This window comes from Halioglobus sp. Uisw_031 (assembly GCF_047729875.1).
In the GTDB taxonomy this organism is placed as follows: domain Bacteria; phylum Pseudomonadota; class Gammaproteobacteria; order Pseudomonadales; family Halieaceae; genus Marimicrobium.
Map to the genome: position 1 here is coordinate 3,642,102 of NZ_CP159826.1, position 25,733 is coordinate 3,667,834.

22 protein-coding genes are annotated in these 25,733 nt (G+C 51.9%); 18 read left to right on the plus strand and 4 right to left on the minus strand.

From position 1 onward, the window contains the following. Positions 1-68: 68 nt before the first annotated feature. From ABXT62_RS16475 to ABXT62_RS16495, 5 genes are all read left to right on the plus strand, one after another. Entirely contained in the window at positions 69-923 is an 855-nt protein-coding gene (locus ABXT62_RS16475; RefSeq protein ID WP_415356405.1) for a YicC/YloC family endoribonuclease, read from the plus strand. 36 nt (positions 924-959) lie between these two features. Further along, positions 960-1,577, plus strand: a complete 618-nt coding sequence (gene gmk, locus ABXT62_RS16480; RefSeq protein WP_415356407.1) for a guanylate kinase — start codon at positions 960-962, stop codon at positions 1,575-1,577. A gap of 191 nt (positions 1,578-1,768) precedes the next feature. Further along, positions 1,769-2,029, plus strand: a complete 261-nt coding sequence (rpoZ, locus tag ABXT62_RS16485; protein ID WP_415356409.1) for a DNA-directed RNA polymerase subunit omega — start codon at positions 1,769-1,771, stop codon at positions 2,027-2,029. 40 nt (positions 2,030-2,069) lie between these two features. Continuing rightward, positions 2,070-4,187, plus strand: coding sequence for a RelA/SpoT family protein (locus ABXT62_RS16490; RefSeq protein WP_415356411.1), 2,118 nt, complete (start codon positions 2,070-2,072; stop codon positions 4,185-4,187). Positions 4,188-4,229: 42 nt separating this feature from the next. Then, a complete protein-coding gene (locus ABXT62_RS16495) occupies positions 4,230-4,613 on the plus strand; it encodes a RidA family protein (RefSeq protein ID WP_415356413.1) in 384 nt (127 codons plus the stop codon). Here ABXT62_RS16495 and ABXT62_RS16500 read toward each other — a convergent pair. Continuing rightward, a complete protein-coding gene (locus ABXT62_RS16500; RefSeq protein WP_415356415.1) occupies positions 4,610-5,485 on the minus strand; it encodes an epimerase in 876 nt (291 codons plus the stop codon). The two genes, ABXT62_RS16495 and ABXT62_RS16500, sit on opposite strands and share 4 nt — an antisense overlap. A 52-nt stretch (positions 5,486-5,537) precedes the next feature. Between ABXT62_RS16500 and ABXT62_RS16505 the strand changes: the two genes are divergently transcribed. Further along, entirely contained in the window at positions 5,538-6,440 is a 903-nt protein-coding gene (locus ABXT62_RS16505; RefSeq protein ID WP_415356417.1) for a hydrogen peroxide-inducible genes activator, read from the plus strand. Beyond that, positions 6,421-8,514, plus strand: a complete 2,094-nt coding sequence (recG, locus tag ABXT62_RS16510; RefSeq protein WP_415356419.1) for an ATP-dependent DNA helicase RecG — start codon at positions 6,421-6,423, stop codon at positions 8,512-8,514. The genes ABXT62_RS16505 and recG overlap by 20 nt, the downstream gene beginning before the upstream one ends. A gap of 33 nt (positions 8,515-8,547) precedes the next feature. Here the strand turns inward: recG and ABXT62_RS16515 are convergent, their stop codons facing one another. Together ABXT62_RS16515 and ABXT62_RS16520 are read right to left on the minus strand one after the other, a co-directional pair. After that, positions 8,548-9,096, minus strand: coding sequence for a DUF1415 domain-containing protein (locus tag ABXT62_RS16515; RefSeq protein WP_415356421.1), 549 nt, complete (start codon positions 9,094-9,096; stop codon positions 8,548-8,550). A 30-nt stretch (positions 9,097-9,126) separates the two neighbouring features. Continuing rightward, entirely contained in the window at positions 9,127-10,497 is a 1,371-nt protein-coding gene (locus ABXT62_RS16520; RefSeq protein ID WP_415356423.1) for an FAD-dependent oxidoreductase, read from the minus strand. A gap of 234 nt (positions 10,498-10,731) precedes the next feature. Between ABXT62_RS16520 and ABXT62_RS16525 the strand changes: the two genes are divergently transcribed. From ABXT62_RS16525 to ABXT62_RS16535, 3 genes are read left to right on the plus strand one after another with little or no spacing between them, the layout of a single operon-like run. Beyond that, the gene (locus ABXT62_RS16525) at positions 10,732-11,385 is read left to right on the plus strand and encodes a chorismate--pyruvate lyase family protein (protein ID WP_415356425.1); all 654 of its coding nucleotides are present in this window, start codon (positions 10,732-10,734) and stop codon (positions 11,383-11,385) included. A 15-nt stretch (positions 11,386-11,400) separates the two neighbouring features. Further along, complete coding sequence (ubiA, locus tag ABXT62_RS16530; RefSeq protein WP_415356427.1) at positions 11,401-12,288, plus strand: 4-hydroxybenzoate octaprenyltransferase; 888 nt, start codon at positions 11,401-11,403, stop codon at positions 12,286-12,288. Between the two features lie 7 nt (positions 12,289-12,295). Further along, a complete protein-coding gene (locus tag ABXT62_RS16535) occupies positions 12,296-13,453 on the plus strand; it encodes a GNAT family N-acetyltransferase (protein ID WP_415356429.1) in 1,158 nt (385 codons plus the stop codon). Between the two features lie 32 nt (positions 13,454-13,485). Here the strand turns inward: ABXT62_RS16535 and yaaA are convergent, their stop codons facing one another. Next, positions 13,486-14,265, minus strand: coding sequence for a peroxide stress protein YaaA (yaaA, locus tag ABXT62_RS16540; RefSeq protein ID WP_415356431.1), 780 nt, complete (start codon positions 14,263-14,265; stop codon positions 13,486-13,488). A gap of 432 nt (positions 14,266-14,697) precedes the next feature. Here yaaA and ABXT62_RS16545 point away from each other — a divergent pair, with 432 nt between their 5' ends. The 8 genes from ABXT62_RS16545 to ABXT62_RS16580 are packed head-to-tail and all read left to right on the plus strand — an operon-like array spanning position 14,698 to position 25,722. Then, a complete protein-coding gene (locus ABXT62_RS16545) occupies positions 14,698-15,264 on the plus strand; it encodes a polysaccharide biosynthesis/export family protein (RefSeq protein WP_415356433.1) in 567 nt (188 codons plus the stop codon). Between the two features lie 24 nt (positions 15,265-15,288). Further along, the gene (locus tag ABXT62_RS16550) at positions 15,289-16,473 is read left to right on the plus strand and encodes a hypothetical protein (protein ID WP_415356435.1); all 1,185 of its coding nucleotides are present in this window, start codon (positions 15,289-15,291) and stop codon (positions 16,471-16,473) included. A gap of 51 nt (positions 16,474-16,524) precedes the next feature. Then, positions 16,525-18,291, plus strand: a complete 1,767-nt coding sequence (locus ABXT62_RS16555) for a GumC family protein (protein WP_415356437.1) — start codon at positions 16,525-16,527, stop codon at positions 18,289-18,291. Beyond that, a complete protein-coding gene (locus ABXT62_RS16560) occupies positions 18,291-19,142 on the plus strand; it encodes a CpsD/CapB family tyrosine-protein kinase (protein WP_415356439.1) in 852 nt (283 codons plus the stop codon). The genes ABXT62_RS16555 and ABXT62_RS16560 overlap by 1 nt, the downstream gene beginning before the upstream one ends. Positions 19,143-19,161: 19 nt before the next feature. After that, entirely contained in the window at positions 19,162-20,067 is a 906-nt protein-coding gene (locus ABXT62_RS16565) for an ExeA family protein (protein WP_415356441.1), read from the plus strand. Between the two features lie 12 nt (positions 20,068-20,079). Further along, positions 20,080-21,660: a VPLPA-CTERM-specific exosortase XrtD gene (gene xrtD, locus ABXT62_RS16570; protein WP_415356443.1), complete on the plus strand. Its 1,581-nt coding sequence runs from the start codon at positions 20,080-20,082 to the stop codon at positions 21,658-21,660. An 8-nt stretch (positions 21,661-21,668) separates the two neighbouring features. Beyond that, positions 21,669-23,291: a glycosyltransferase family 4 protein gene (locus ABXT62_RS16575; RefSeq protein WP_415356445.1), complete on the plus strand. Its 1,623-nt coding sequence runs from the start codon at positions 21,669-21,671 to the stop codon at positions 23,289-23,291. Positions 23,292-23,331: 40 nt separating this feature from the next. Beyond that, positions 23,332-25,722 carry a tetratricopeptide repeat protein gene (locus ABXT62_RS16580; protein ID WP_415356447.1) on the plus strand — a complete coding sequence of 797 codons (2,391 nt, stop codon included), beginning with the start codon at positions 23,332-23,334 and terminating at the stop codon, positions 25,720-25,722. Positions 25,723-25,733: the final 11 nt, after the last annotated feature.

Sequence of the window (25,733 nt, forward strand, 5' to 3'; positions counted from 1 at the left end):
CTAATAACAAACTGCTACACTCGTAACCTGTTAAGCGAGATGGAACAACGGCTGTAATGATTCAGAGCATGACCGCATTTGCTCGAGAGAGCGCCGAGATTGAGCAAGGCACACTGACGATAGAGCTGCGTTCAGTTAACCATCGCTATCTCGATTGCACCTTTAAACTACCTGATGCACTGCGTGCGCTAGAGCCAAAATTGCGGGAGTACGCTGGTGCCATTCTGACCAGAGGCAAAGTAGAGTGCCTGCTGCGCCTGCAGCTGCAGCAGACACAAACTGAGGCGCTACATATTGATACCGCCCGCCTCGACGCATTACTGGCCGCTACCGGTATTATCCAGAAGCAGCTGGGCAGTTTAGCGCCCATCAGCCCGCTGGAAGTACTGCTGTTCCCCGGTATCTGCTCTGCCCAAGCAGCATCAGAAGAACAGCTGCAAAAGGAGGCGCTGTCCCTGTTCAGTAAAGCGCTGGAGAATATGCAGCAAAACCGTTGTCGGGAAGGGGAGAAGTTAGCGACACTGGTACTGGATCGCATGACTCTGGTTGAAGCAGAGGTAAATGCCACGCGCGCGATACTGCCCGCACTTATGCAGCATCAGCGCGACCGAATCATCCATCGAATCGCAAATCTAGAGATAGAAGTCGACCAAGGTCGACTGGAACAAGAGCTGGTCTACATGGCCCAAAAAGCCGATGTGGATGAAGAGCTGGATCGTCTCGATGCCCATCTGGGCGAAGTCCGGCACACTCTCAAACAGGGCGGCCCCTGTGGTAGGCGACTAGACTTTCTGATGCAGGAGCTGAATCGAGAAGCCAACACTCTGTCTTCCAAGTCGCAATCGGCGACTACAACGCAGAGCGCGGTAGAGTTAAAGGTGCTCATCGAGCAGATGCGCGAACAAATACAAAATATTGAGTAGCGCCTCGCGTTTGCACTACCGCAACAGGAACCGAACATGACAAGCACCGGAACACTTTACACTGTGTCCGCCCCATCAGGAGCCGGCAAAACAAGTCTAGTTAATGCCCTCATTGAGCGCTGCGGGGGCCTACAGGTCTCTGTCTCACACACAACACGTCCCATGCGGCCCGCCGAAAAGGAGGGGGTCAATTACCACTTTGTCTCAGAGAACGTCTTTGTAGACATGCTGGATCGAGCTGAGTTTCTGGAGCACGCGCAAGTCTTCGGCAACCTCTATGGGACGTCCAGTGTCTGGCTGGAAGAGCAGCTCGAGCGCGGTCTTGATGTCATTTTAGAGATTGACTGGCAGGGCGCAAGACAGGTCAAGCAGCTGCTGCCCGAAACTCAGTCTATTTTTATCCTACCGCCGTCGCGCCAGGCTCTACAGCAGCGACTTAGCCTCAGAGGGCAGGACGACCCTAGCATCATCGAGGGTCGCATGAACGCCGCCGTAGCAGAAATGTCGCATTATGTGGAGAGTGACTTCCTCGTAGTCAACAAGGATTTCGATCAAGCCCTAGATGAACTGCAGAGTATTGTAGCCAGTCAACGCCTGCGCACCGCTCGCCAGCAGAAAATCCTGTCTGGCATGTTACAAAACCTCCTAAAATAGTGCCTCTGGCGTCATTAGTGCTGGACGTACCCCCGGTATACTGCGCTATAATTTAGGGTTCCTTCGGCACAGATTCGCTGTGCCGTGGGTAGAGAGGCATCGGCATCATTGACGGCGCCCCAGCTTCAGTAACCTGTGTCTCCAAGCCAAAAGCTTGAAGTAACACACGCAAAAATGGGAAGTATTGAATAATGGCACGCGTAACCGTTGAAGATTGTCTGGAAAACGTCGCAAATCGCTTTGAACTCGTCATGGTTGCGAGCAAGCGGGCCCGGCAATTGGCCACCGGCGGGAAAGACCCTCTGGTACTGGAGGAATCGGACAAGTGCACTGTCATCGCCCTGCGCGAGATTGCTGAAGGGCTAGTCACCAACGAAATTCTCAGCCGGGCAAGCGAAATAGCGGCCGAAGAAGAGCTGGCAGAAGTGTTTGAGGCCAGCGAAGCGCTTTAAGCTCCGCGGGCATCTCTGATACGGGTCTCAAGCCAACAACATGCAAACCCTAGATGCCCTAAATATCACCCTCCGTAGTTACCTCAACACCGAGCAAGCCAACCACGTAAATCGCGCCTACTTTTTTGCCGAGCAGGCGCATTATGGGCAGCAGAGACACAGTGGCGATCCCTATGTAAGCCATCCGCTTGCTGTCGCTGGCATCCTCGCCGACATGCACATGGACCACCAAAGCCTGATCGCAGCCATGCTGCATGATGTCATTGAAGACACGGGTATCGAGAAGTCCGCCATTGGTGAGCAGTTTGGCCCCACTGTCGCTGAGCTGGTCGATGGCGTCAGTAAATTAACACAGATGGAATTCCAGTCCCTAGAAGAAAAGCAGGCGGAGAACTTCCAGAAAATGGCACTGGCCATGGCCCAGGATATTCGCGTAATTCTGGTAAAGCTCGCCGACAGGTTACACAACATGCGGACACTGGGAGTGCTGAAATCTACCAAAGCACGCCGCATCGCGCGCGAAACCCTCGACATTTACGCCCCTATCGCAGCGCGCTTGGGAATGAATACCGTGCGCCTCGAGTTTGAAGAGCTCGGCTTTAGCGCTCTCTATCCTATGCGTGCCCGGCGCATAGACGCCGCTCTGCGAAAATCGGTTGGGCATCGCAAGGAGCTCGTCGAACAGGTCCGCCACCAGATTGAAGTGACACTGGAACAGGAGGGCCATGAAATTTGTGTCATTGGACGTGAAAAACACCTGTATAGCATCTACAGAAAAATGAAGTCCAAGCACAAGTCCTTTTCCGAGATCACAGACATCTATGCCTTTCGCATCATCGTGGACTCTGTTGACACCTGTTACCGCGTTCTGGGCTGCATTCATAGCCTCTACAAACCGGTGCCCGGCGAATTCAAGGATTATATCGCCATCCCCAAGGCCAATGGCTATCAGTCCCTCCACACCGTCCTGATGGGCATGCATGCTGTGCCGATCGAGGTTCAAATCCGCACCCAGGAAATGGAAGATATGGCCAATAAGGGTATCGCCGCCCACTGGCTATACAAAACTGACAGCCAGTCCAGCACGAGTAGTCATGCCCGCGCCCGAGAATGGGTGCAGGGCTTGCTAGAGATGCAGCAACGCGCAGGCAACTCGCTGGAATTTATCGAGAGCGTCAAAATTGACCTCTTCCCTGATGAAATCTATGTCTTTACCCCACAGGGCCGCATACTCGAGCTGCCACGGCGCGCCACTCCGGTGGACTTTGCCTACGCCGTGCATACGGACGTGGGCAACAGCTGCGTAGCCTGTCGAATAAACAGGCGCCTGTCCCCACTCTCCGAGCCTCTGCAAAGCGGCCAGACCATTGAAATTCTAACCTCGCCCGGGGCTCAGCCCAACCCAGCCTGGCTCGACTACGCCGTCACGGCCAAGGCTCGTTCCAATATTCATCATTTCCTGAAAAGTCAGACTCTGGATGACTCAGTGGCCCTAGGGCGCAGCCTCCTCGATAAGGGGCTCATGGATTTTGGCACCAATTTGGCAAATCTCGCTGAAGACAGGCTCTGGGACTTTCTGTCACAACAACACTATGAAAACCTGGATGACCTGCTGGTGGATATCGCTCGCGGCAACCGATTACCTGTATTCACTGCGCAACAGCTGTTGAGCGGGCTGGAGGAGGACCCGCTGCAGCAGCATCATGACAGCGTCCAACCTGTAGCCATCTGTGGAACAGAAGGCTTCATGGTCAGTTATGCTAGGTGCTGCCACCCCATACCTGGAGACCCCATTGAGGGTTATCTGAGCCTCGAAAAAGGTGTGGTTGTGCACCGAGAGCAATGCAAAAATCTCACCGATATACGCGATCATAACGAACGGCAAATAGCGTTGCGCTGGGACGACAATGTGGAGGGCGAATACTCCGCAGAGCTGCGTGTGGAGGTCGAAAACCGTCGCGGGATGCTTGCCGTGATCGCCACTCGCATCAATAGTATGAACGTTAATATCGAGAAAATATCCACTGAGGACAAGGACTATCAGTTCACCTATGTCACCTTGGAAATGCTGGTACACGATAGAGTGCATCTGGCCCGAGTCATGAAGCGCCTAAGGACTATCAATCACGTGCACAAAGTTAACCGCGTCAAAAACTAAACGGCCAAACAACCCGCGCCGCCTATAGAATGGAGAACTGCCTTGAGTAATCGCGCCGTCATTTCGACACCCGCTGCCCCTGCTGCCATTGGCCCCTATTCGCAAGCAGTCAAGGTAGGCAATACGGTATGGCTATCCGGCCAAATCCCGCTCGTGCCTGGCACGACCGAGCTGGTGTCCGAAGATATAACAGAACAAGCAGTTCAGGCCTTTCAAAACCTGAGCGCGATAGCAGATGCGGCCGGAGGCAGCCTGAAAAATGCAGTTAAAATCAATATCTCGCTCACTGACCTTGCACACTTCGCAGTGGTTAATGAGGTCATGGCGCGCTTCCTCAAAGAGCCCTTTCCCGCGCGTGCCTGCGTGCAGGTCGTCGCACTGCCCAGGGATGCGCAGATTGAGATAGAGGCAGTCCTCGCGCTTTAATTCTGAGCAAGCAACGCGTTATATCCGCTTTTATAGTCGGGATAAATCAGCTGATAGCCGCTGTCATGAAGCGCTTTATTGCGACAGCGCTTATGGCCACTCTCGCCGCGCCCAGTGGGTTGATCGACTGATGCGGGCAATCTCTGCTGCGGCAGCACCTCTAACCCCATTGCGCCTGCCAACCAACTTTCCACTTCGTAACGGGGCGCTGGCTCATTATCTACTCCGATGTAGAGAGACTCGATTTTTTTCCCTACATCGACCAGCTGCAACAGATGCGCGAGAAAGCCCGCACAATCATCCCGGTGAATGCGATTGGTGTAACTCACAGGCTCCGAGTGACATAGCTCCCCCCTGCCCACCCTCGACATAAGACGACTTCGGGGGATACCGTATATCCCGGCAAATCGCACCACTGACGCATTATGCCCCGAGGTCAGTAGTTGCTGCTCGGCGGCAATTATTGCCAGAGCACAAGGATCATCATCCGTCAGGGGACTATCGTCGTTCACCCAACCACCGCGGGCCTCGGCAAAAACGCGAGTACTGCTTACCATCAGGATATGTCGAGGTCGATGCGAGCCCAGACCAGAGATCAAATGGCTCATAGCGTTTTGAAAGCCTGCTTTATAGCCCGCTGGAGTTCGGTCTGCGGGGTTAAATGTAGCGATCACGAAGTCCGGCTCTAACGGCGCTATAAAATCCAAACTTGCGGACTGAGTGTAGTTCGCTGCATAAGCGACAAATTCAGCTGGCAACTTCGAACTATCGCGCCTCACACCCGCAACGTCCCAACCCTGTGCCATAAGGAGTCCACCGGTACGAATACCAATATCGCCACATCCAACAATTAGAACAGAACTGTGCTTCATATTAATCACTCACTGGTTACACTAGGGGCTGTATTAGCAAGACCGAGACCCCATGACATTAACAGAACTGCGCTACCTTGTAGCACTGGCCGAATCAGGTCATTTTCGCAAAGCGGCTGAGCAATGCAGCGTCAGTCAACCCACTCTTAGTATCGCCATCAAAAAGCTCGAGGCCGAGCTTGGTGTCTGCCTATTCGAACGCGCACGCCACAAAGTAGCCGCCACTCCCACCGGAGAGCTTATTGTTGAGCAGGCTCGCACGGTTCTGCGCGAAACGCAAAACCTGCGGCTGCTGGCGGAACAGGGCAAGGATCCAATGGGTAGTATGCTATCCGTCGGCGCGATCTATACCGTGGGTCCCTATTTGTTCCCACGCTTGGTCGGCCATCTACAGCAATTGGCCCCCAACATGCCGCTGTTCATCGAGGAGAGCTATACCGCCAGTCTGCGCGTCAAACTAAGCAACGGTGAGCTGGATGCTATTTTTGTAGCGCTGCCATTTACCGAAACTGACATAGTTACACGGACACTCTTCGATGAATCGTTCGTCGTGTTACTCCCACAAGACCACCCACTGACTGAACACTCACACATCAACGCCAGCAGCTTGGCCGAACACTCGGTACTTTTAATGGGCGAGGGCCATTGTTTCCGCGATCAGGTGTTGGAAGCCTGCCCTGGGCTGCAACGCGCCATACGAGAAAAATATGCGCAGGGCCATACGGTGGTAGAAGGCGGCTCTCTGGAAACCCTAAAGCACATGGTGGCAAGCGGTCTGGGTATTACTGTCTTGCCAGAATCAGCGGCCAATGAAGCCATCTATGGGAACAATGTACTGGCCGTGCGACCGTTCGAAAGTCCAGCACCCTGCCGCAGCATCGCCTTAGCCTGGCGTGTGAGTTATCCGCGACCAGAGGCTATCGATATTCTCATCGATGCCCTACGGCCTCAGTAATATAATGATAGACGGCATCGCCAACATTTCAGTACAGGAGCTGCGTGGAGTGGGCCCCAAGCTTGCGAGCACGCTGGCCGATTACGGCGTTCGGCACGTTGAGGATCTCCTATTTCACCTCCCATTGCGTTACCAAGACCGCACTCGGGTCACCCCCATCGCGACTGCCAGGGAAGGCGCCGATGTAGTGATAGAAGGAGAGGTGAGAGCAGCGGATGTAGTCTTTGGGCGCCGTCGCAGCCTCGTAGCGCGAATCCAGGACGGCAGTGGAACATTGACCCTGCGCTTTTTCCATTTTAGCGCCGCGCAGAAAAACAACCTACAAACCGGCAGTCGACTGCGCTGTTTCGGCCAAGTGCGTCGTGGAGGCAGTGGCCTGGAAATGTACCATCCGGAATATCGCGTACTACAAGACGAGGATGTCGCTGTAGAGGAGGCCCTAACCCCGATCTACCCGACGACAGCCGGTATCGGCCAAAACCAGTGGCGCAAACTCTGCAAGCAGGCCCTCGACCGCCTGCACAGAGAACAAGTCGATGAGTTATTGCCTCCCAGCGGCAAATACCCCTATGAATTAACGAAGGCCCTGCAATATCTGCACACCCCTCCCCCTGACGCCGCCCAAGAATTACTGCGAGAAGGCAAACATCCGGCCCAGTTGCGACTGGCGCTGGAAGAATTGGTGGCGCACAACCTATCGCTTCACCGACTGCGCGAACGACAGCAAGAAGAGGGCGCGCCAGCCCTGCCACTGAACAAGGAGGCACTCGGAGCATTCCTCGCAAGCCTGCCGTTCACACCCACGAACGCTCAACGCCATGTCCTGCAAGAAATCGCTATTGATCTGGCCAAGCCTGTTCCAATGATGCGGCTAGTGCAGGGCGATGTGGGGTCAGGGAAGACCCTGGTGGCCGCTGGTGCCGCGCTGCAGGCAATTAGCAGCGGCTACCAGGTCGCGATCATGGCCCCTACAGAGATATTAGCAGAGCAGCACTGGCGTAATTTCTGTCAGTGGTTCGAACCCTTCAACATCACCATGGAATGGTTAAGCGGCCGCACCAAGGGCAACAAACGGTTAACCGCTTTAGGGCGCATCGCCTCCGGGGACGCAAGCTTGGTCATCGGCACTCATGCATTATTTCAAGATAATGTGGCCTTCGCATGTTTAGGCCTGGTTGTCGTCGACGAGCAACACCGCTTCGGGGTTCATCAGCGTCTCGCTTTAACCAAAAAAGCAGCGCCGCAACAGGGCCGGGCCCACCAGTTGGTCATGACGGCGACCCCTATTCCCCGAACGCTGTCCATGGTCGCCTATGCCGACCTAGACTGTTCAATAATCGACGAATTGCCACCGGGCAGGTCTCCAGTAACCACGGCACTCATCGATAGCAGCCGACGAGAGGACGTTGTAGCGCGAGTCGCGGCCGCCTGTAGCGAGGGCCGCCAAGCCTACTGGGTCTGTACCCTCATTGAGGAAAGCGATGTACTGCAGGCACAAGCGGCGGAGGCGACCGCTGCAGAATTACGTGCGGGACTACCTCATCTGGCAATCGGGCTAATTCACGGCCGGCTCAAACCGCTGGAAAAGGCCGCGATAATGGCCGCGTTCAAAAGCGGAGAACTGGCGCTGCTGGTAGCCACAACCGTCATTGAGGTCGGCGTAGACGTGCCCAATGCTAGCCTGATGATCATTGAAAACCCCGAGCGGCTTGGCTTGGCGCAATTGCATCAACTGCGCGGGCGGGTGGGCAGAGGCTTACAAGCCAGCCACTGTGTACTGTTGTATCAGACCCCGCTATCTGCCAACGGCAAACAGCGCCTGTCTGTTATGCGGGAAAGTTCGGATGGATTCTATATTGCCGAGAAAGATCTGGAACTGCGCGGCCCAGGCGAAGTACTCGGCACCCGGCAAACCGGTCTGATGGAGTTCAGGATCGCTTCGCTACCGGCACACAGTCACCTGTTAGACGAAGTGCAATTTATTGCCAACGCTATCCGTGAATCCTATCCAGAACGGACTGACCCACTGATTCATCGCTGGACCGGCTCAGGCCAGCAATTTGCCAAGGTTTGAATACGCTTTAGCTGCCCCTAATAACCAATGGCGCTAGCGCAGAAATAACGCCTGCCAGCGCCGCTCCAGTTCATCCACGCCGATAGTACTCAAGGCTTCAATATTCCTATTTGGGATCTGCTCGGGATCGGCAAAGTCCTCCAATGCGCGGCTTACCATACCTTCTCTGAGCAGATGAATGAGCGGGTAGGGTGCCCGGTTGCTGAAGTGACTGGCAGCCTCTGGAGCCTCTCCCGCAAAGCGATATTGCGGATGAAAACTAGCCAACTGCACGATACCGTCAAGGCCCGATTCAATCAGCAGGTCCTGGGCTTCGTCGACGAATTGTAGGTAGTCTTCAAAATTCCGCAGCGCCCGAGGAAACACCACAAGGGTAGTAGCGACATCCTGCTCCATACTGCGCTGAAGTAAATCGAGCTCCTGCAGGAGCACCCTGCGCAGATCTGCTATCTGGGTTTCCTCACAAACGGCTATACGCAGGTTGGGCGCACCCAGCAGAGGGCGCGCAAAAGGGCATAGATTCAAGCCGACAACAAAGTCGCGCAACCAGCGTCTCACATGACGCTCAGCGTTATCAGTCACCGACAGTGCCGGTGCGCATGGAGCCTCACGTCAGGCCATAATCGGCGGCAATTCTTTCTGCAGGATTATTTTCTCTTTAATGGCCTCGCCGGTCAGCGCAAAACCCAGCAGCTTGCCACCACTGTCACGGAACTGCGCGTTGACGTTGTTGCCGTCGGCCACAATAGTCCAATCGCCCTCTGCCCCACGTGCAACAGGCGCGACCACCACCGGACAGGCTGGCGTTTTAATCGTCACCGGCATGGCCCCGTAGCTGACCTCAGTGGGCTGACCCGCTAGGGTTTTGCCCAACGCTTTAGCTGCCGCCATCAAAGGCGCGACATAAACCAACACGTGTCCGTCAACCTCTGCGCAATCTCCCATCGCATAGACGTGGCTGGCGCTGGTCTCTAAAAGGCGGTTGGTAACAATACCCCGATTGACGACAATACCGCTGGCCTTGGCTAAATCAGTTCGAGGCCGCACACCAACCGCCGAAATGACGATGTCGGCGGCAATGGTCTCGCCATTATTAAGGCTCACAATCACGCCCTTCTCAGCCTTGTTCACGGCAGTTACCAAAGGACCGAAATGGAACTTCGCGCCTTTCTGTTCCAACGCTGTCTGCACTGCCTTACCCGCAGGTTCGGGCAACAACGTTGGCAGGCAGTAGCCAAGAGGATCCACAGCTTCCACCTCAAACCCACCATTAATCAAATCATTGGTGTATTCGCAGCCGATCAGTCCGCCTCCGATGATGCACACCTTCTTTACACCATTCTTGGCAACGGCGACGCGGAAATCAGCGTAGTCCAGCAGATCATTGACGGAATAGACCAGTTCCAGCCCATCGCCCTCAATCGGGGGACGGATCACCTCGGCCCCCACGGCCAGAACCAATTTCCGGTAGTGAATTACAGTCTCGGCATCACCCACCTTGATCAACTGACGCTCGGTATCAAGTTCGTTCACCTTGGTCATAGTCCAAACGCTGGCTTTGAGTTGGCGTGCCATGCTACCCGCATCCAACTGGGCCAGATCATCAGCCGAGTGGTCTTTGGTATAACCCGTGGACAGCATCGGCTTGGAATAGGAGCGGCCGTCGTCCGACGTGATAATGATAAGCGGCGTTTCGCTATCATGCTTGCGAAACTCCTTAGCCAAGCCGTATCCTGCCAGGCCTGTCCCGAGAATAACCACCGGCGCATGGACTTTATCCACCGTAGGTTCCTCATGGTGGGGCACATCGTCAACCAGTGCCTCTTTTAATAATTCAAAATCTTCCTTGCCAACACCACAGTCAGGGCACAACCAATCTTCCGGAACATCCTCCCACTTGGTTCCTGGCGCGATACCATCGTCCGGCCAGCCTTCCTTCTCGTCATAAATCAGACCACAAACAATACATTCCCATTGGCTCATGCTACTTCTCACTCTTTATAATGCTTGCGGATGACTTCATTTGCCGAACGAAAAATACAAGACCTTGCAGCAACGGAAGAATGGACAAATTTGGAAACCGAACACTATAGGGTTGTACAATAATTGTGCAAGGATTTTTTCTCGTCAAACTTCTGGAAATTTGGATCGGCAACTCTCTTGCAAGCGCACTCCCGATAAAGCATTCTCGCCACTCGAATTAAGGATATCATACGTTTGCAACCGTCCAATCCCGCACTGGTGCCCCGCCCGCAGTGGCGCAAACGCATACCCGTTGAGCCCCACTGGCGGCCCGAAGGGCTCTATGACCGTGAGACCCTGCCGCCGAATTTGCGCAGCTGGTTAACAGACAATGGCTCTCTAACGGCACGGCTGGTAGCGTCTGGACAGGGCGAATTCAGTGTAAAACGATTGTATCAGGGATGGGAGGTACCGCTACTCTCCGAGCGCCGGCTATTAGCCCTACCCCCCAGACAGGTCGCGCTGGTGCGCGAGGTCGCTCTATTATTGGATGACAACGCTGTAGTATTTGCCCGTAGCATCTTTCCCATTACAAGTCTGAATGGCAGCCTGGCACACTTGCGACGGTTACAGAACAAATCGCTAGGAGCGTTTCTATTCAAGCATCCCGGCATGCACCGCTATCCCTTTGAACTTTCGCACATGTCGGGAAACAGTGATTACCTGCCAGAAGACCTCCGCCAACCCGGACTCGCCTGGGGGCGTCGCTGTCGTTTCGAGATCAACGGGAAAAAGCTGATGGTAAGCGAGGTTTTCCTGGAGACTTTTACCCCTTGGAGAGCTGCACCTTCGATGCATCGCACACAGCGCGGCAAGGTCAGCACTGCATTTATGTCGCTAACCCAGTAAGCTACGCAGTTTACTATGCCGCAAAAGGTTTCAATGGCAACCTCACCCAAAACTCATGCACTGCTGCAACTGATTCGCTTTGATAAGCCGATCGGCACCCTACTCCTGCTGTGGCCAGCCCTTTGGGCTCTTTGGCTCGCGGCGCAAGGTGTGCCTGACTACACACTACTGGCTATTTTTCTGGCCGGTACCTTTCTTGCCCGCTCCGCCGGTTGCATCATCAATGACCTCGCTGATCGGAATCTAGACGGTGCGGTAGCGCGCACCAATGCTCGACCACTGGTGACCGGGGCAATCACTGTTCGGGAAGCGGTGGCCCTGTTTGTGGTGCTGATGTTGCTCGCGTTCATACTGGTGCTGTTCACCAACCGATTGACTGTCATACTCTCTGTTGGTGCGGTGATACTAGCCTCCAGCTACCCGTTTATGAAACGCTACATGCAATTACCGCAACTGGTATTGGGCGCCGCATTTTCCTGGAGTATTCCGATGGCCTTCGCTGCCCAAAGTGGTGCCCTGCCTCCCGCGCTATGGCTGGTCTATCTGGGAAATCTGCTCTGGACCATGGCCTACGACACGGCCTACGCCATGGTAGACCGGGAGGACGACCTCAAAATAGGCATAAAGTCTGCAGCCATATTATTTGGCCAGTACGACCGCCTCATGATTGCGCTGCTGCAGGTATCAAGCCTGATATGTCTTTACCTCGCGGGCCAGGCATTCGGACTGGGCCTCTACTACAACGCATCGCTGGTCGTATCTGCCGCGCTGTTTGGCTATCACCAATACCTGATCCGCGAACGCAAGGCGGATGAATGTTTCAGGGCCTTCCTGCATAACAACTGGGTGGGCATGACGATCTTTGTCGGCGTGGCGCTCAACTATCTGACAGACGGCACCTGAGTCGCCAATGGCCCTGGCTCCGCACCCACATGCATTCACCACCGAGTTTCTCAACAGCCTCAACCAAATTTCTGCTGCGCAGTGGAACGCTATCGCCGGTACTGATTATCCGTTTCTGCGCCACGATTTTCTGCTTGGACTGGAAACAACTGGATGCACAACAGCAGAAACCGGATGGCAGCCGTGCCATCTAATCCTCCGTTGTGACAGCGAAGTGGTGGCAATTATGCCGCTCTACCTCAAAGCACATTCTTACGGCGAGTATGTGTTCGACTGGTCCTGGGCCGATGCCTGGCGGCAGAGTGGTCTCGTCTATTATCCGAAATTACTCACCGCAATACCTTTCACTCCCGCCACAGGGCCGCGCCTGTGCGTCTCTCCTGACGTTGATGCAGAGCAGTGCTTGCGCGCCGTGCTTCACGCTGTAAAAGCTCTGGCCGCAAAACGACACATTTCATCTTGGCATCTATTGTTTCCCGATGAGACCATGAGCGAAACACTGCTCGACGCCGGCCTGCATCGCCGCGCCGGCACCCAGTTTCACTGGTTCAACGATAACTATGCCTGTTTCGAGGATTTTCTCGCGACATTTAATAGCCGCAAACGCAAAGCGCTAAAAAAAGAGCGCCGACGTGTCGCAGAACAGGGGCTGGTGCTGAAAACACTGACGGGGGCAAGCATTGGCGAGCAAGAATGGGAACAATTCTATCGCTTTTATCAGCTGACCTATGCCAAACGCAGTGGTCATGGTGGCTACCTGAGTCGCGATTTTTTTGTCACTACCGCCGCCGGCATGGGAGACCAAGTGGTTATGGTGCTAGCCTACCTTGATACGCGCGCTGTGGCCGGAGCCCTTTATTTCTGTTCCAACGATACGCTTTACGGGCGCTACTGGGGCTGCGAAGAAGAATATGACTGCTTACACTTCGAAGCCTGCTATTACCAAGGTATTGAGTACTGTATCGCCAACAAGCTAGCGCGGTTTGACCCAGGAGCACAGGGAGAACATAAAATTCAACGCGGATTTCGCCCCATAACCACATGGTCAAATCACTGGATTGCAGATCCTGATCTGTCCGCAGCAGTAGGCGACTTCACTCGCCGTGAGGAGGAACAAAACGACCTTTACCGGCAAGCAGCCACAAAAATGCTGCCCTTCAAATAATGTATCCCCGCTACTAACTGTTCGGACAGCAATCAGATTGGACGATTCTCGCGGGTAAACACCCATTCACGCGCGCTAGATTCGGCTTTGTTATAGCGATAACCGTCGGTTTTAAACTCTTTTATAGCCTCGGGCTCATTCAATGCGTTATCGATAATAAACCGGGTCATTTGTCCGCGTGCTTTCTTGGCAAAAAAGCTGATCACCTTGTATTGGTCGCCCTTGAGGTCTTTGAAGACAGGCGTGACAACATCGGCATCCAGCGCCTTTGGCTGTACTGACTTGAAATATTCGTTGGATGCAAGATTGACCAGCACCTTGCTGCGCGAGTTATTCAGCTGCTTATTAATAGACTTTGTGATGGAATCACCCCAGAATTGATAGAGGTTTTTGCCCCCGCGATTAACAAACTTAAGCCCCATTTCAAGCCGATAGGGCTGCATTAAGTCGAGCGGACGCAACAGTCCGTAGAGGCCAGAGAGAATACGCAGGTGACTCTGGGCGAAACTGAGCTGTGCCTCTGTCAGGGTCGAGGCCTCTAGGCCCGTATAGACACCACCCTTGAACGCCAGTATTGCCTGCTTAGCATTATCCAATTCAAAGGGCTCACCCCAATCCATGAAGCGCCGATGATTTAACTGTGCAATGTTCTCACTCACACCCATCAAAGCCTGGATATCTTCTTGGCTGAGCGCGCGCGCATCTTCTACAAGCCCAGCAGATCGCGCCAGGAACTCAGGCTGAGTCGCGCTAAGAGTGCCTGCGGGTATATCAAAGTCCAGCGTTTTGGCCGGAGATAGAACAGTCAACATTCGATTAATTCCAAATTAAAGGGCTGTTAGTGGCGTCGTTTTCCAACAGTGGTCGATCCCATGATACTCCGTGACACCAGAATCAAAAAGAACCATTCTCTGTGACGGCCATCGGAGCGATTGTTTTTGCCATCCAATATTTCCAATAATTCAGCTAACGAGCCCCGCATACACAAACATGTGAGACTAGCGTGAGCTCTAAGCACATGAACAGCCTCAGAGGTGCCACCCAAGCTATTGATATACATGTGGAAATAGCGTAGCTTAAGTTCATAACGTAGACGAATCAATACGCAAACTGAAATTCAATTACCCACTTTGCAAAAATAGACCCGTACTATGCCATATGCTCAAAATAAAAAAGCGTTGTCAAAGTACTCAATTTAACAACTAATCTATACTAGACTGACAATAGCGTGTCGGGAGAAATTGATGTCACACTGCATTATGCGCAAAATACTTATATTACTGTCGAGCTTTATAGTCTTACTGTCAGCTGCTGCCTTTAGTGCTCCCTATTTTGTCAATCCGGGCGATATTCTCGCAGTCAATATTTGGAATGAGGATCTCCTGAGTCGTGAGGCCCTAGTGCGACCTGATGGCTTTATCAGCCTGCCAATGATCGGCGAGATCGACACTACCAACAGCACCCCGCTAGAGGTCAGCGATACTATCGCCCAAGCCTTAAGTGAATATATAAAGGATACACCACAAGTGGTGGTCTCTGTGCAGAACGTTGCGGGCAATAAAATTTACGTGATGGGCAAAGTGAATCGTCCAGGCGAATACAACATCACTAGTGACACCGACATCATTCAGGCTCTGGCATTGGCAGGCGGCCTCAACACGTTCGCCGCCGAAAATGATATCCTGATTTTACGACGGGAAGCCGATGGTACGCAGGTTTCTATCCCATTCGAATATGCAACGGTCAAAAATGGTGAAGAAATGCACACCAATATTGTGCTGCATAGCCGTGATATTGTGGTCGTTCCTTGATTGCTAGGCTCACACATCAAAAAAATGTTCAGACAAACGCACATCATTTTTTGTCATGCTGGCTTTTTCTTGGCTTATATGGTGGTTGCGCTTTTGACGTCTGCCAGCGCCCAAGCGAAGGAGTATTCTATTGATTATAATGTGTCTGGTGGAGCGAGCTACAACGACAACGAAGGGTTAAGCGCAAAGGATGAGAGGGCAACGTCCGGCGTCCGAATTGCTCTTCCCATCAGTTTTAAGATGCGCGGCGACCAAGTAACTGCCTCATTTTTAAGCGAGCTGAAATCTTACAAGTTTGATGACAGCGGATACGACAGTAATGACCAGAATTTCGAAAGCAATGCTGCCTATCAACTGGAGCTCGGCTCCGTGAGCGGCATGGCGGGCTATATGCGCGGTTCAACTCTAGGCACTGAGTTTCTTGACACCGGTCGTATAGGAGGCGTAGCTACGCGCGTCGAACGTGCAACTGCTGGAGGCAACGGTACTTATTTTTTGACAGAGAAAAGTCGGGCCTACGTCGCTTTAAACTATGTACAAACGGACTATGCAAGTCCTCGCTACATAGGCGGCACAATTATTAACAGCGGTTTTGGCGCAGCCCATCAGTGGACCGAAAGAACCTCGCTATCGCTGGGAGGCAACGTTTCGCGCTACCAAAGCAATGCCGACCGACAGACAACATCAGACATCATTGGCTCGCGGGCGGGTTTCAAATCCGTACTTTCGGAAAACTTGGATGTGGCCCTCACTGGCGGCATATCGTATGTAACGACCTCATTCGCTACCAATTCGGCCATGTCTCGCCCAGATTCCGACACTACTGCATATGTTGTTAACGGGGCCGTCAACTACAGGCAAGAGCGATATTCGTTGTCGGCGACTTTGGCGAGAAGTCTCAGGCCTACAGGCAATGGCGACCTGAACATATTCGACCAAGTGAACATCACCTATCGCTATCAATTATCAGACCTGAGCGGCTTCAACGCAAGCCTTCTGGGCGGTAACACCGAAGCCTTAGAAGGCTCTATCGATAATGACCGCAGGTTTGCACAAATCGGTTTAGGCATAAGTTATAGGTTAGCGCCGTCCTGGTCCGTATCTAGCAACTATAGATATCGTTATCAGGATAATGGCCGCGCGGCCCAGGCTAACGCCCTGGAAATTAGGCTGGTTTTCAATCCCAAGGAATATATTTGGTCTCGTTGACCGGGCAGCTACTTCCTGAGAACTTCAATGTAAAAATGGAAATCGCGTTTAATGAATAGTGAAGAAGAATATGTAAAGTCCACAGATGACTATATTGCCATGCTCACGCGGCGCAAATGGGCGATGGGTATACCCGCGGTTGTTATTTTTGCATTGGCAATAATTTTGGCCTTTGGCTTACCCCCTTCCTACCAATCACAGGCCACGATTCTGATTCAACAGCAGGCCGTGGCCAATAACTTTGTGCAAAGTAGTGTTACCAGCTTTGCCGCACAACAGGTGCAGACCATTAGTCAGAGAGTACTGACTGTCGCTAACATCGGCACAATTGTCAAAGAGTATGATTTGTATGGACAGTCAGGCGCCGAGGCTGGCTCCCGCCTTCCCGGCACTGAACTGGCATTACTGTTTCGTGAAGACATGGACATGGAACTGGTTAGCGCCGATGTAATGGACCCTAGGACTGGCAAGCCGACAGAGGTGACGATCGCATTCACGCTTGCATTTAAGGCGAGATCCGCGCGAAGCGCGCAGAAGGTTGCCAATAAGCTGGTGACCCTCTTCTTGAACGAAAATCTCGATATCCGCACCGACCAGGCCAGCAGCACTGCAGATTTTTTCGAAATGGAGGGCCAGCGATTAGATCGCGATGTGCTAGACTTCAGTCAACAACTCGCTGAATTCAAAGTGCTGAATGAAGGCAGCCTGCCGCAGCTGTATCAATATAACCTGAACCTACTTGAGAGAACCTCACAGCAGCTCTCTACAGCGGATCTGCGGTTACAAGAATTATACAAACGTGAAATTGAGCTTGCCTCAAGACTCGCACAGTTGAGTCCTTTTTCTCCAGTTGTGCTGCCAACGGGAGAGATCGTACTGAGTGACGATGATAGGTTAAAGGCTGCTCAGTCGGACTATCGTCGCAAATCCGCGATATACAATGATAGCCACCCGGATGTGGTTCGGCTTTACCGTGAGATACAGGCACTACAGGCGGAGTTGGGTGTAGAAACAGACATAGAGGATTTGCGGCAGCAACTGCAGAGGCAGAAACGACACCTTAGTGAATTACAGGGCAAATATCTGGATGGTCATCAGGACATTAGGAACACCCAGCAGGTAATCAGCCAGCTGGAAGCCAGTATTAGAGCTGCCGGAAATGCTACCGCTGTAAATTATACCCCCGAGGCTGACAATCCGGCCTACGTCTTGTTGAGCACTCAACTAGATGCTATAGCATCAGAGGCCCTGTCCGTTAGCAAACTGAAAATCGAATTGCAGGAAAAGGCGAACCGCTACGAGGAGATAATAAAACGCGCGCCCGATGTAGAAAAGGATTACGAAGCTCTGTTGCGCGAATACACACTCGCCACTAACAAGGCTCAAGACACCAAGAGAAAACAGCAAGACGCACAGATGTCCAAAAGCTTGGAGGAAAACCGTAAAGGCGAGCGCTTCATCCTTATAGAGCCCCCCGCGGTGCCATCAGAGCCGGTAAGCCCAAACCGTCCTGCGATTATCTTTCTGGGCCTATTACTTGGCGTAGGTGCAGGACTTGGCTTCGCTCTTTTACGGGAAAGCCTGGATGGTGGCATACAGAGCACAGGTGAGTTGGCTAGCCTGATGGGCGAGCCACCGCTTGTCACTATCCCCTACATTGAAAATGAATGGGATGCTAAGAAGAAACAAAAGAGTTGGCGACTAAGTCGATTATCAGCGATCGTGGTGGGCATCGTACTTTTGCTCTGTCTACATTTTTTTTACACGCCACTCAACATACTCTACTTCGTGATACTCAATAAGCTGGGGTTTAACTAATGGAATCTTTGCAAGACGCGATCGAAAAAGCGCGCCTCGAACGAGAAGGCTTGATTGGTAAAACAGCAGCACTCGGAACGTCACAAAAAGACGCGCTGCCGGAAGAACCAACGAGAATGGAAGACTCTAAAAATGCTTTTGAGGCCGGGAGAAATCCATCGCCGTTGCGCTCACAACTCCGTTATAGTGCGACCCGCCGTGTCCAGCTGGATGAGGATGTCCTATCAATGAACCGCATTATAGCGGGGGATATTCACGACCCACGTGTAGAAGCCTACCGTCAGCTACGCAGCCAGGTGTTGATTAGCATGAAGCGCAACAACTGGCACAGCCTGGCCATAACCAGTGCCCAAGAAAATGCCGGCAAGACACTCACAGCCATCAACCTCGCGATCTGTATGTCGCAAGAGGTTACTAATACCGTCATGCTAGTTGATTTAGACTTACGCACCCCGCATGTCCACACGGCTTTGGGTATCGATATTGATAAAGGCATTGTAGATCATCTTCTCCATGACGAGCCCCTTGAGAATATCCTTGTTAACCCAGAGTTTCCGCGTTTGGTTGTGCTGCCAGGCCTACCTCAGGGCAGTCATTCCTCCGAGATTCTCTCCTCTCCCGAAATGAGTGTTTTCATGGATGAGATTACCAACCGTTATCCGGACCGCATAATCATTTTTGACCTGCCACCCCTACTTCGAAACGATGACGCCATCGTATTTGTACCTAAAGCTGACGCCTTCTTGTTTGTGGTGGAACAAGGCGTGACGCGTGCAGACGAGATCGAGCGCTCTCTGCAATTGCTCGGGCCATCTAAAATGATGGGGACTATCCTCAACAAGGCTCGATAGCCATCCGGAATATAAGTGTATGTACACTCGTTTTTTTAGCCTAGAAGATAAACCGTTTAGCCTCATTCCGGATGGCGATGCTGTTTTTCTATCTCCCGGCCACACAGCAGCGTTTAGTATGCTGGAATTCGGCTTACTGGAGCAGGTAGGTATCACCGTTATTACGGGGGAGGTAGGTAGTGGGAAAACGACACTTGTTCGGCATCTCCTCAGTAGAATAGACTACAATCAGCTAACAGTGGGCCTCATTGGCACAGCACATAGTTCCTACGGGACGCTGCTCAAGTGGATAATCACTGCTTTTCGAATACCCATAGAGAGCAACGACGAGAGTGCATTATTGCAGTCAGTGCAGCAATTTTTAATCGACCAATACGCCAGCGGCAAGCGCACCGTGGTGATTGTCGATGAGGCGCAAAACATGTCAACGCAAGATCTAGAATCATTGCGTCTACTGACAAATATCAACGCTGACAAAAATCAGTTATTACAAATAATTCTGGTCGGTCAACCCGAGTTACTGCAAAAGTTTTTTGACCCGGGGATGTCTCAACTCGCTCAACGCGTTTCCGCTGAATATAACCTGAATCCGCTGAGTCTGTCTGATACCTTGGGATATGTCCGTCATCGCATTGAGTCCGTTGGCGGACAGCGTGACCTATTCGATTTGTCCTCCTTACTGGCCGTGTATTATTTTAGTGGCGGGTTACCTCGTATCATCAACACACTCTGCGATGGAGCGCTGGTGGTTGCCTACGGTAAGAGCATCGCGACGGTAAACCTACCCATTCTCTTGGAGGTCGTGAGCAGCAAACGAATTGGCGGCATACATCGCACCGGTATCGATAATCCTGAGCGAGAAGCTGTTAGAGATACGGTCCTAAAAATGAACGATGTCGATCTTCACAGCATGGTCCCGCGGTAACAGGAGCCTACAATGTCAAAATTGGCACCCTTCGACGGCTCAGAGCGGGTAGTGCTGTTAATGCTGCTCGTCTCGATGGTGTCTCTAGCTTTCATCTTCGCAGATGGCTTTGTCGAGATGGAGTATCGCTGGTCATCGATGGAGCAATATAGCTACGGCTATATGGTCCCCATCGTGGCATTGTTCCTATTATGGCAAAAAGTGGGCGAGATAAAGTCCATGGATTGGGAGCCTACCTGGTGGTCCTTCGGCTTGATGGCGCTGGCGCTACTGGGTTGGTGTCTGGGCGAGCTCAGTGCGCTGTTCATCATCGTGCACTACAGTTTTTTATTGGCGATAGTTGCCCTCACGCTAGCTGTAATTGGTTGGCGTGGTACGAGACGATTATGGGCGGCATTGCTCTACCTCGTATTTATGATCCCCTTACCAAGTTTCATTTTGCAGCAACTCTCCGCCGAGTTGCAATTGATCTCGACGCAAGTTGGCGTTGCTGTTATCCGACTAATGGATATCAGTGTATTCGCAGAGGGTAACGTTATAGACCTCGGCAGTTACCAACTCCAGGTTGTGGAGGCCTGCAGCGGCCTAAATTATCTGTTCCCGTTGATGAGCTTTGGGTTTTTGATCGCGGTGTTATATGAAGGTCGCCTCTGGCACCGCTGGCTTATTTTTTTAGCGACAATTCCTATTACGGTTTTGATGAATAGTCTACGCATCGGTATCATCGGGATAACGGTCGAATACTGGGGAATCGCTGCCGCAGAAGGGTTTTTGCATTCATTTGAAGGTTGGTTTGTGTTTATGGCGTGTCTGGCCCTGCTAACGCTATTGATTTGGGCGCTTAATCTGCGTAATGCGGATGGTCATAGTGCCCTTCATCGAATCAACCTTTTCTACCCATCTCTAGCGGAGGTAAAGCAAATTTCATCAGGCAGGCGGGCAACTAACCGCACTCTCATGGCCACCATGACCTTATGCGTGCTGGCCGCCCCTGCGAGCATAGCGCTTTTCACTGCGGAAGAAATCGTCCCCAAACGCGAGCTCTTTTCGCAATTCCCGTTGATTAAAGACAATTGGGTTGGCCAGGAAAGCAGTATCGAAGAGCGAATCCTAAATAAGCTGTTGCTCTCCGACTACATCCTTGCTGATTATCATCGTACTGGTGACCCGTTGCCGGTTAACTTGTACGTGGCCTACTATGGCTCGCAACGCACTGGTGCTGCCATTCACTCGCCGCGCAGCTGCATACCAGGTGGGGGCTGGGAAATCACAGACCTGAAGCAGGTAGAGCTGTCTGACTCCTTGGGGATGGACGCGCCTTCCGTTAACAGAACCATCATTCAACTGGGTAACCAGCGTCAGCTAGTCTATTACTGGTTTCAACAACGCGGTCGCACTTTCACAAGTGAATATATAGCCAAGTGGTACCTTTTTCAGGACGGACTCACCATGTCACGCAGTGACGGTGCATTGGTACGCCTCATTACGCCTATACCACCCGATACCGATGAGGCAGCCGCAGACGAGCGGTTACAAGTATTCCTGCGCGAGTTTTATCCTGAACTCGGCCGATTCATTCCGGGCGGGAGCTGAGAACTACGATGCAGCTTCTGTATTTGTACGGTTTTTTTCTAGCGCTATTGTCATCGCTAGTATTAATTCCGATTTTAATGAAATACGCGAGCCAACTGGGTTTAGTAGACAACCCCGCCGGGAACGCACGAAAACTCCATAAAGCTCCGATGCCGCGCAGTGGTGGGCTAGGCATTATTATTCCAACAGCCGTCGCGATACTTGTCGTCTTGCCATGGGATGACTCCGTTGTTAGCTTCCTATTCAGTAGCCTAGTCATTATCGGGTTTGGCTTGCTGGATGATGTTATAGAGCTGAAGCCCATTCAAAAGCTCGTCGGGCAAGCATTGGGTGTCACTCTCGCCATGGTCGGCGGCATGATCATCAGCAATGTCCCTTTTATAGACAACGCTCCAACTTGGATTAGCTACGCACTGACCTTTGCCTTCGTTATGGCCGTTATTAACGGCGTGAATTTTTCTGATGGTATGGACGGACTGGCCGCCGGCACAACACTTATGGCGCTAGTAGTGATCTTCTTACTGGCGGTAGACAGCAGTAACCTCCTGGTCGCGATTATTGCCGCGTCCATCTGTGCGGCACTAGTCGGATTTTTACGCTTCAACACACACCCGGCAACCATTTTTATGGGTGATGCCGGAAGCCAGTTTCTAGGTTTTAGTGTCGCATGGCTGGCCATAACCGTGAGTCAAGCCGAAACATCAACTCTGACCCCTTTAATGCCATTACTTATTTTGGGTATTCCGATTATGGATGTCCTACAGGTTATTTGTGTACGGATCAAAAAGAGGCTGCCGCTACCCGGCCCTGACAAAGAACATTTCCATCACCAAATCGGCAAACTCGGCTTGCGACAGAACGGGGTAGTGGCGGCTATCTACCTGTTGCAGCTCATACTACTTTCGGGCGCTTTCTTGCTGCAACATGGTTCAGACATCACAGTGCTCGGTTTTTACATCTGTTACCTGATGGTCGTTTTAGGCGTGTTATACATAGTACACGCGCAGGGTTGGAGAATGAGAGGGGCGAACACGTTTGACGGCATTAACCGGCGAAACGGGATCTTCAGGCAAGTAAGTTTTTTGCACCCTTATTCAGGAAAATTTTTTGGCATCGTAACAGCCGCTCTCTTATGTCTGTTTGCGGTGATGTCTACGGAAATGCCAAAAGGCTTTATTTACATAGCCCTAGCTCTGGCGACTAGCATATTGTGTCTCAGGCTCGCTGTCCGCGGCCGATTCGCGCTGTTAATTGCTAGGGTATCGACCTACGCGGCAACGACATTCTGCGTCTATGGCATGGCGCTATCATCACCTCCTCACGAAACATTTGGGATTTTTAACCTGCTTCTTATTGCTTTGACCATAGCGTTAGCTTTATCCATCCGTACCACTCGCAAGAAATATTTCTGGCTGACTCCACAAGACTTGCTTGTGCTGTTTTTCGTCATATTACTCGCTCCTTCGCTGTCATTGGATCTTGGCCCGAACGTGAACTCCGGCGCCCTCATTTTTCATACCATCTTATTACTCTACATCTGCGAATATGTACTCGCTAGGGGCCATGTTGCCCAGAGGCGCCTTACTACTGCAGCGTTATTTTCGTTATTTCTTCTTGCGATAAATCTTTGATCTTTCTGCTCAGCAATAGCACAACTAAGAGGCCGTATTAATGCAGTATAAATCCTTCGTCATTACTGTTCTGACACAGCTGATGCTTATAACCCTTCTTGGGGCATGCTCTTCAAGCGAGGAGCAGCAAGCGAACTATCTAAATCGTGCGCAAGAACAGTATGACGCCGATGATTCTAAAAAAGCTCGCCTAGAACTACGTAATGTTTTGCAGATCAACCCCTACAACCCCCAAGCTCGCTACCTGTTAGCGCTTATCCATGCGCAAGATGCTAACTGGCGTGAGGTTTCGAAAAATCTGAGCCTAGCGATCGAGTACGCCCCTGATTTTATAGATCCGCGCATAAAAATGGGGGGTCTCCTATTCCGCTATGGGCCCAGCGCTGATGAGAAAACCTTAGAGCAAGCGGATGCTGTACTGGCTCTAGATCCTGACAATGCAGATGCCCGCGCACTCCGCGCTGTTGTATTTCAACGCCAAGGAGAAGAGGCAGACGCGATCAGCGAGGCACAGCTCGCGTTAGATAGCGTGCCTGGGCACGTCGGCGCCAGTTCCGTGATGGTGAAAGTTTACACAGATCAAGATGCTGAGCTGGCGCTTGCGTACATTGACACAAGCATTGAAATAAACCCTTCCGATAGTGTTGCCAAAGAGGTGAAACTGGCCCTATTGAATAGACAGGACGAAACTGCTGCGGCCATCGCTTTGTACAACGAGCTTATTGCTGACGACCCAGAAAACATCGTGTATTACGTTCGCTTGTTGGCGTATCTTAGCGAGAAAGATCGTGACGACGAGGCGGATGCACTACTAAGTAGTCTCGCCATATCGCCTCGTGACAGTATCGATTTCAAGATCTGGCTAGCCCAAGCGCTGAATCGGAAGAATCTACTAGATATTGCAGAAAATACGGTTAAAGGCTTTATTATCGATTACCCAGAAGAGTATGAACTGCGTTTTGCACTATCGCGAATATATATGACATCGGACCGGACGGCGTCCAACAACGTTTTGCGAGAAATTATCGCACTTGATGTGGATGGTGCTGATGCACAATCGGCTCGCGGTGCTATTGCTGCTTTCGCGTGGATGTTAGACAACGATCGAGCTACTGCAGAGGCGATGGCAAATGAGATGTTGGTAATCGAAGAGGGCAATCACCATGCGTTGCAGTTAAGAGCGATCTTCAGACTCTTAGACAACAATAATATAGGTGCCATCTCCGATCTACGCGCTGTCTTGAAATCTAATCCAACGTCGGTTGCTTCACTTCTCATGCTGGGCGAAGCACATACGGCAAATAATTCTATGGATCTTGCCCTTGATGCTTATCGCAGTGCACTTGAGTTGTCGCCTAACGACGGCACTGGGGTGCAAAAAATCTCTCAGCTGTTGATCAACCAGGGCAACTACACTGCCGCAGAATCGATACTGATAAGCCATCTGGAACAATTTCCGGCAAATGCAGATGCTCATGTTTTATTAATCGAATCTTATATTTTGCAGCAACGCTGGAATGACGCATTAACCGTCACAAGAGAACTAGAGAAGCAAGACCAGCAGCTGGCACGAGGTGTTTACCTAAGGGGTCGTGTGCTATACGCGAGCAAGGAATATCCCGCTGCAATAACAGCATTTGAGGAAGTCCTCCAGCTTGAGCCAAGTGCAGTCGAAGCGCTTTCATATCTCGTCAATACAATGCTCGTAACAGGAGAGGTCAGTGGCGCAGAAGCGTACTTGTTGAAGCATATAGAAGCTTACCCACAGCAAGTACATCCCCTCGAACTACAGGGCTCTGTCTATCTGAGCTCCGGAGATTTTGACGCCGCCATCGAGAGCTATCGAGCGGCACTTTTAATCGACCCTCAACGCGGGTCCGCTCAAGTCGCGCTGGGTAGAGCACTTCAAGCAAAAGGTGACTTACTCGCTGCGCTTAAAGCGTATGACGATGGCCTGCAATTGTGGCCGAAGAATGTCGACCTGTTGACTCTCAAAGCTGGATTACTCGAGGCTCTGAAGCGACACCAAGACGCCGTAGATGGCTACAACGCAGTGTTGGCCATCAACGAAGATGAAGTGATTGCATCTAACAACCTGGCCATGCTTCTAATAGATTACTTTCCCAGTGAGGAAAGCTTTGCTCGAGCGTTTCAGTTAACCAGTAAGTTCGAAGATACCAATATAGCTGTCCTGTTGGATACTCGCGGCTGGCTGTACTACCACATGGAAGATTACGTTAGTGCTAAGCGAGTGCTAAAACGAGCTGTTGCAGCAGATGGTGACGAAAGTATATTTCGATTCCATTTGGGAATGGCGTATTACAGGCTCGGGGATAATACATCTGCCAAAATAGAACTAGAAAAATCTCTTGCTAACGATGCGAAATTTGTGGGCTCTGATGAGGCGTCTGAATTAGTAAAGAAACTTTAAACCTTGACGCT